We start from the raw sequence: 7,157 nt of genomic DNA, 5'->3' as shown, positions 1-7,157 counted from the left end.
GCTGCCCTGGTGAAGGAACACCATGCTGCCCCCAACCCATCCGCATGCTACGAAAATAGCATTCCCGGCCAGCGAAATGTGATGCTAGGCTCGCGCCCGTGCACCCAAGGCGCGCGGCGGCCCAGCCGCAAACGAGCAGGCCCGCAAGAATAGGAGTGGCAGGCGGGATCGAGGCCTCAATCCACAAACCGACGGAACTGTTGAACCATTGCGAGGTCCGCCGCGTTTCCCGTGGTTGACCACAAGGGAGGAACTACCAGTGAAAGCATCCTATCTCGTCTCCGCCGCGCTCATTGCGGCATCCGCAATGCCGGCGGCGGCTGGCGAAATCTCGGACGGTAAGGTCAAGATCGGCATCTTGAACGACCAGTCCGGCGTCTATGCCGATTTCGGCGGCAAATGGTCGGTCGAGGCCGCCAAGATGGCGGTCGAGGATTTCGGCGGCAAGGTGCAGGGCGCGCCGATCGAGATCGTCAGCGCCGACCACCAGAACAAGCCGGACATCGCCTCCAACATCGCGCGCCAGTGGTACGACACCGAGCAGGTCGACGCGATCATGGAGCTCACCACGTCTTCCGTCGCGCTCGCCGTCCAGGGGCTTTCCAAGGAAAAGAAGAAGATCGACATCGTCACCGGCGCCGCCTCCACCGACCTCACCGGCAAGCAGTGCTCGCCCTATGGTTTCCACTGGGCCTATGACACACACTCCCAAGCAGTCGGCACCGGCGGCGCGCTGGTGCAGCAGGGCGGCGACAGCTGGTATTTCATCACCGTCGACTATGCATTCGGCTATTCGCTGAAGGACCAGACCGCCAAGCTCGTGGAATCCAGTGGCGGCAAGGTGCTGGGCGAGGTGCGCTATCCGCTTGGCTCCACCGACTATTCCTCCTTCTTGCTGCAGGCGCAGTCCTCCGGCGCCAAGATCATCGGCCTAGCCAATGCCGGCCTCGACACCTCGAACTCGATCAAGCAGGCGGCCGAGTTCGGCATCGTCGCCGGCGGCCAGCGGCTGGCGGCGCTGCTCTTCACGCTGGCCGAAGTGCATGGCCTTGGCCTGCAGGCGGCACAGGGCGTGGTGCTGACGGAAGGCTATTACTGGGACCGCGACGATGTGAGCCGCGATTTCGCGCAGCGCTTCTTTAAGCGCACCAACCGCATGCCCAACATGGTCCAGGCCGGCACCTATTCGGCGGTGACGCAGTATCTGAAGGCCATCGACAAGGCCGGCACCGACGAGACCGAAGCGGTGGCCAAGCAATTGCATGAGATGCCGGTCAACGACGTGTTCACTGTGAACGGCAAGGTGCAGGCCGACGGCTCGATGGTGCACGACATGTATCTCTACCAGGTCAAGAAGCCGGAGGAGAGCAAGAAGGACTGGGACTACTACACCTACCTGGCGACCATTCCCGGCGATAAGGCCTTCATGAAAGCCGAGGACAGCGGCTGCCCGCTCGTCAGCAAGTGACGCTCGACACCGCCACCGCCGTCCGCCGGGACGGCATCGACCAGACGCCGCGGGTGGTGCTTTCCGCCCGCGGTCTGCGGCGCGACTTCGCCGGATTCGTCGCCGTGAAGGATGTCGACCTCGACGTCCACCACGGCAGGATCCATGCCTTGATCGGCCCGAATGGCGCCGGCAAGACCACCATCTTCAACCTGTTGACCAAATTCCTGCAGCCGACCAGCGGCACCATCCAGCTGCTCGGCACCGACATTACCCGCACGCCGCCGGCCAGGGTGGCGCGCATGGGGCTTGTACGCTCTTTCCAAATATCGGCGATCTTTCCGCATCTCAGCGTGCTCGACAATGTGCGCGTCGCGCTGCAGCGTCCGGGCGGGCTGGGCTATCAGTTCTGGCGCTCGGCCTCGGCGCTGGACCAGCTGACGCCCCGGGCGCGCGAGCTGCTCGCCATCGTCGGGCTCGACGACGCCGCACATCGGCTGGCGGGCGATCTCTCCTATGGCAGGAAGCGTGTGCTGGAAATCGCCACCACGCTGGCGCTCGATCCAAAAGTTCTGCTGCTCGACGAGCCGATGGCCGGCATGGGGCATGAGGATGTCGGCACGATCTCAGGCATCATCCGCTCGCTGGCGAAAGACCGCGCCGTGCTGATGGTCGAGCACAACCTCACCGTCGTTGCCGATCTCTGCGACTGGATCACCGTCATGCAGCGCGGCCAGGTGCTTGCCGCCGGCGACTACGCGACGGTGAGCCAGGACGAGCGCGTGCGCGTCGCCTATATGGGGACCGAGCATGAGTGAGCCGCTGCTTGCCGTGCGCGACCTTCATGCCTGGTACGGCGAGGGCCATGCGCTGCACGGTGTCAACCTCGAAGTCCTGCGCGGCGAGACGGTTACGCTGCTTGGCCGCAACGGCGTCGGCAAGACGACGACGCTGCGCGCCATCATGGGCCTGATCCGCAAGCGGACAGGCTCCGTCACTTTCAATGGCAAGGACCTGATCCGCCTGCCGTTGCACCGCGTCGCCCATCAGGGCATCGGCTTCGTGCCGGAGGAGCGCGGCATCTTCGCCACGCTCACCGTCGACGAAAATCTGATCCTCCCGCCGGTGGTGGCCAAGGGCGGCATGAGCGTGGAGGAGATCTTCGACCTCTTCCCCAACCTCAAGGAACGTCGCAACAGCCAGGGCACGAAGCTTTCCGGCGGCGAGCAGCAGATGCTGGCGATCGCCCGCATCCTGAGGACCGGCGTCGAAATGCTTTTGCTCGACGAGCCGACCGAAGGCCTTGCGCCGGTCATCGTCCAGCGCATCGGCGAATTGTTGGCGACGCTGAAGAAGCGTGGCATGACCATCCTTTTGGTCGAGCAGAATTTCCGCTTCGCCGCCCGCATCGCCGATCGCTTCTACCTGATGGATCACGGCAAGGTGGTGGAAGGTCTCCCGGTCGGCCAGCTTTCCGCGCACACCGACAAACTGCACGAGGTGCTGGGGGTATGATGGCCAAATGACCATGATCTTCGGCATCCCCATCCAAGCCTTGCTCGGCCAACTGCTTGTCGGCCTGATCAACGGCTCTTTTTACGCCATGCTCAGCCTCGGGCTGGCCGTCATCTTCGGGCTCTTGCGCATCATCAATTTCGCCCATGGCGCGCTCTATATGTTCGGCGCCTTCATCGGCTATCTGCTGCTCGTCCATCTCGGCATCGGCTACTGGCCGGCGCTGATCATCGTGCCTTTGGCCGTCGGCCTGTTCGGCATCGTGGTGGAGCGCGTAGCACTGTCGCGGCTCTACCGGCTCGACCCGCTTTATGGCCTGCTTTTCACCTTCGGCCTTGCGCTGGTCATCGAAGGCGTGTTCCGCTTCTATTATGGCGTCTCCGGCAATCCTTACGCGGTGCCGACCCTGCTTGCCGGAGGCACCAATCTCGGCTTCATGTTCCTGCCCAATTACCGCGGCTGGGTGGTGGTGGCCTCGCTCATCGTCTGCATCGGCACCTGGCTGCTGATCGAAAAGACCAGGCTCGGCTCCTATTTGCGCGCCGCCACGGAGAACCCCGAGCTGGTGCAGGCTTTCGGCGTCAACGTGCCGCTGCTGCTGACGCTCACTTATGGGCTGGGCGCAGCACTTGCCGGGCTGGCCGGCATTCTTGCGGCGCCCGTCTACCAGGTCAGCCCGCTGATGGGATCGGACCTCATCATCGTCGTCTTCGCCGTCGTCGTGGTCGGCGGCATGGGCTCGATCCTCGGCGCCATCGTCACCGGCTACATGCTCGGCCTCGCCGAGGGCCTGACCAAAGTTTTCTATCCGGAGGCCTCGAACCTGGTGGTCTTCGTCATCATGGCAATCGTGCTTTTGCTCCGCCCCGCGGGCCTGTTCGGAAGGGACGCGTAGATGAGCGAGGCGACCCTTCACGCAGAGCGCGCCGCTGCCTCCGTCCGGCTGGAACGGGCGCTTGTGGCGCTGGGGATCATGGCGCTCGTCGCCGCCCCGTTCGTCATCTACCCGATCTTCGTCATGAAGATGCTGTGCTTCGCGCTGTTCGCCTGCGCCTTCAACCTGCTCCTCGGCTACACCGGGCTGCTTTCCTTCGGCCACGCCGCCTTCTTTGGCGGCGCCGCCTATTTCTGCGCCTATGCCGTGAAAGCCTGGGGCTGGCCGCCCGAGGCCGGCATCCTGCTCGGCGCTGCGGGCGCGGCAGGCATGGGCCTCGTCGTCGGCTTCCTCGCCATCCGCCGGCAAGGCATCTATTTCGCCATGATCACGCTGGCGATGGCGCAGATGTTCTATTTCTTCTGCGTGCAGGCGCCCTTCACCGAAGGCGAGGACGGCATCCAGGGCGTGCCGCGGGGCCATCTCTTCGGCATGCTCGACCTCAACGTGCCGATGAACATGTATTTCTTCGTGCTCGCTATCTTCCTGATCGGCCTCTTCGCCATCTGGCGCATCGTCAACTCGCCCTTCGGCATGATCCTGCGCTCGATCCGCGAGAACGAGAACCGCGCCATTTCGCTGGGCTATTCGGTCGGCCGCTACAAGCTCGCCGCCTTCGTCATGTCGGCGGCCCTTGCCGGCCTCGCCGGCGCGGTGAAGGCGATCGTCTTCCAGTTCGCGACCCTCACCGACGTCACCTGGCAGATGTCGGGCGAGGTCATCCTGATGACGCTTCTTGGCGGCATCGGCACCATGGTCGGCCCTGTGGTCGGCGCCGGCCTCGTCGTCGGCCTCGAGAACACGCTTGCCACCTCCGGCTTCCCGGTGACGATAGCGACCGGCGTGATCTTCATGGTCTGCGTGCTGATCTTCCGGCGCGGGATCGTGGGGGAGATCTATGCGCGGTTGCTGGGAAGGGAGGGCGGCAAGAGCTCTTAAGCAGCCGCCTCGAACCGTTTAATTTCCTTGAGCTCTTCCTGCAGCGACGCGCCCTCCACGGCCAGGTCGTAACTGGCTTGCATGTTCATCCAGAACTGTGGCGTGGTGCCAAAGAATTTGGCGAGACGCAGAGCGGTGTCCGGCGTAACGGGCGTGGTCTCGTTGGCGAGGCGCTCGATACGGGTACGTGGGACGTGAAGCTTTTTCGCCAGGGTGTAGGGCTTCAGGTCGAGTGGCTCAAGGAACTCGGCCCGCAATATCTCGCCGGGATGAATAGGCTTATCGAGGTTGATCATTGGTTCCGCTCCTGTCGGACAGAGCTGGTTGGTTTAGCTAATGGTAGTCGGTGATCTCCACATTGTCCGCTCCTCCATCGGTCCACCGAAAGCAAACACGAAATTGGTCGTTGATACGGATTGAGTACTGACCGGCGCGATCGCCCTTCAGCGCTTCAAGCCGATTTCCCGGTGGGACTTTGAGGTCGGCCAGTTCGGCTGCGTTGTCCAGCATGAACAGTTTCCGCTGAGCGACACGAATGAGATCTGCCGGAAATCCTTTCGGAGCTTTGCCTGTCGAAATCGCTTCAGTGGTCTTGTCTGTGAACGAACGTATCATCCACTGCCCTTCGCAACGTATCTTTGCATGATACGTCTGCGAGATCAAGCGCAGAGTATCATGCCGCGATACGAAATGCCCCGAGGGATCATGTTGAGTGAGGTGCGCCCACCGGCACCTCCAGCCCGACCTTCACCCGATCCATCGCAACGAACGTGCGAAACCGCCTGACGTTGTTGTTCTCAAAAAACAATCGCCGGGTCAGCGCCTCGTAGTCGGCCATCGTCGCCACGGTGACGACCAGGATGAAGTCGGCCTCGCCGGTCACGTAATAGCATTGCTGCACTTCCGGCACCGCGGCGAAGCCGCGCTTGGCGGCGTCGATCAGCTCGGCCCGCTCGCTCTCCACCTCGACCTCGACGAAGATGGTGATCGGATGGCCGACCTTGGCCGGATCGACCAGCGCGACATTGGCGCGGATGACGCCCATTTCCTCCATGCGCTTGATGCGCCGCTGCACGGCCGGCGCCGAGAGGTTCACCGTCTCGCCGATAATGCGCTGGGGCGTGCTGTTGTCCTTCTGCAGGATGGCGAGGATGGCGCGGTCGAAGGCGTCGAGGTCGGGCAAAATGGACATGACAGCATCTAAACGAAACAAACTTGCATTTCAGGTGCCGAAACAAAGCGCCTTTCTCACTGGACTTGCAATAAATTTCAGCCAACAAGACAGAGAAAGCCGATCCATGTTCCTCCTTAACCACCACCCGAGCCATCGCCAGCCGCTGACCGATGAAGACGCAGCGACGCTTGGGCTCGCCGGAGCCGCCGAGGCCGAGCGCTTCCTGGCCGCACGCGACAACTATGCCGAGACGCCGCTGCATGCTTTGCCGGCGCTGGCCGGCGAACTCGGCATCGCCGCGCTCCACATCAAGGACGAGGGTAAGCGCCTCGGCCTCGGCAGCTTCAAGGCGCTGGGCGGCGCCTACGCCGTCATCCGACTGGTGCTGGAAGAGGCCGAGGAACGGCTCGGCCGCGCCACCGATGTCGCGGAATTGCATGGGCCCGACGTGCAGGCGATTGCGGCCGGGATGACCTTCGCCTGCGCGACCGACGGCAATCATGGACGCTCGGTGGCGCAGGGCGCCGGCCTGGTCGGTGCGCGCTCCGTCATCTTCGTCCATTCGGGCGTAAGCAACGAACGCGTGGCGGCGATCGCCCGCTTCGGCGCCGAGATCGTGCGCATCGCCGGCGATTACGACCAGTCGGTCAGGGAAGCCGCCCGTGTCGCCGCCGAGCGCGGCTGGACCGTCGTCTCCGACACATCCTGGCCGGGCTATGAGCGCATCCCGGGGCTGGTGATGCAGGGCTACACGGTTATCCTGCGCGAAGCGCTGAGGCGCTTGCCGCAGCCGTCCACCCACGTCTTCCTGCAGGCCGGCGTCGGCGGCCTTGCGGCGGCGGTGGCCGGCCATTTCGCCATCGTGCTTGGCGAGGATCGCCCTGCGGCAATCGTGGTCGAGCCCGCGCGGGCGGCGTGCGTCTACGCCACCGCGAAGGTGGGGCGTCCAGTCGCGATTGCGCACAGCAAGCCCACGGTGATGGCGATGCTCGAATGTTACGAGCCGTCATTGGTCGCCTGGCGCGTCCTGTCGCGGCTCGCCGATGCTTTCATGACCGTGGACGAGGAAGACGCGGTTTCGGTGATGAACCGCCTGGCGCGGCCTTCAGGCACTGATCCGGCGATCGTTTCCGGCGAGAGCGGCGGGG

The 7,157-nt window shown here is 63.8% G+C and carries 9 protein-coding genes; 6 read left to right on the top strand and 3 right to left on the bottom strand.

The window, feature by feature from the left end; all coding sequences use genetic code 11:
* Window positions 1–259 precede the first annotated feature (259 nt).
* Genes EOA75_RS25845 through EOA75_RS25825 form a run of 5 tightly spaced genes read left to right on the top strand, consistent with a single transcriptional unit; the run spans window position 260 to window position 4,835 of the window.
* Complete coding sequence (locus EOA75_RS25845) at window positions 260–1,468, top strand: ABC transporter substrate-binding protein (RefSeq protein WP_066998453.1); 1,209 nt, start codon at window positions 260–262, stop codon at window positions 1,466–1,468.
* Window positions 1,465–2,265 (top strand): ABC transporter ATP-binding protein, encoded by an 801-nt coding sequence (locus tag EOA75_RS25840; protein ID WP_245466737.1) that lies wholly within the window; start codon window positions 1,465–1,467, stop codon window positions 2,263–2,265. The genes EOA75_RS25845 and EOA75_RS25840 overlap by 4 nt, the downstream gene beginning before the upstream one ends.
* On the top strand, window positions 2,258–2,962 hold the full coding sequence (locus EOA75_RS25835) for an ABC transporter ATP-binding protein (protein WP_127325479.1): 705 nt from the start codon (window positions 2,258–2,260) through the stop codon (window positions 2,960–2,962). Before EOA75_RS25840 ends, EOA75_RS25835 begins: the two co-directional genes overlap by 8 nt.
* 7 nt (window positions 2,963–2,969) lie before the next feature.
* Window positions 2,970–3,857, top strand: a complete 888-nt coding sequence (locus EOA75_RS25830) for a branched-chain amino acid ABC transporter permease (RefSeq protein ID WP_066998448.1) — start codon at window positions 2,970–2,972, stop codon at window positions 3,855–3,857.
* Window positions 3,858–4,835 (top strand): branched-chain amino acid ABC transporter permease, encoded by a 978-nt coding sequence (locus tag EOA75_RS25825; protein ID WP_067322567.1) that lies wholly within the window; start codon window positions 3,858–3,860, stop codon window positions 4,833–4,835. It begins immediately after the preceding gene.
* On the opposite strand, the gene EOA75_RS25820 is transcribed toward EOA75_RS25825, so the two are convergent.
* From EOA75_RS25820 to EOA75_RS25810, 3 genes are all read right to left on the bottom strand, one after another.
* Window positions 4,832–5,131 (bottom strand): HigA family addiction module antitoxin, encoded by a 300-nt coding sequence (locus tag EOA75_RS25820; RefSeq protein ID WP_067322571.1) that lies wholly within the window; start codon window positions 5,129–5,131, stop codon window positions 4,832–4,834. The genes EOA75_RS25825 and EOA75_RS25820 overlap by 4 nt on opposite strands.
* Window positions 5,132–5,168: 37 nt before the next feature.
* Window positions 5,169–5,450: a type II toxin-antitoxin system RelE/ParE family toxin gene (locus EOA75_RS25815; RefSeq protein ID WP_095778392.1), complete on the bottom strand. Its 282-nt coding sequence runs from the start codon at window positions 5,448–5,450 to the stop codon at window positions 5,169–5,171.
* 88 nt (window positions 5,451–5,538) lie between these two features.
* Window positions 5,539–6,027: an Lrp/AsnC family transcriptional regulator gene (locus tag EOA75_RS25810; RefSeq protein ID WP_066998440.1), complete on the bottom strand. Its 489-nt coding sequence runs from the start codon at window positions 6,025–6,027 to the stop codon at window positions 5,539–5,541.
* Window positions 6,028–6,133: 106 nt separating this feature from the next.
* Here EOA75_RS25810 and EOA75_RS25805 point away from each other — a divergent pair.
* A partial coding sequence (locus tag EOA75_RS25805; RefSeq protein WP_127325478.1) for a diaminopropionate ammonia-lyase occupies window positions 6,134–7,157 on the top strand: 1,024 nt, incomplete at its 3' end.

It is taken from the genome of Mesorhizobium sp. M1A.F.Ca.IN.022.07.1.1 (assembly GCF_003997575.1).
GTDB lineage: Bacteria > Pseudomonadota > Alphaproteobacteria > Rhizobiales > Rhizobiaceae > Mesorhizobium.
Note: the sequence above shows the minus strand (reverse complement) of the source record. Positions and strands in the feature narration are given on the sequence as shown.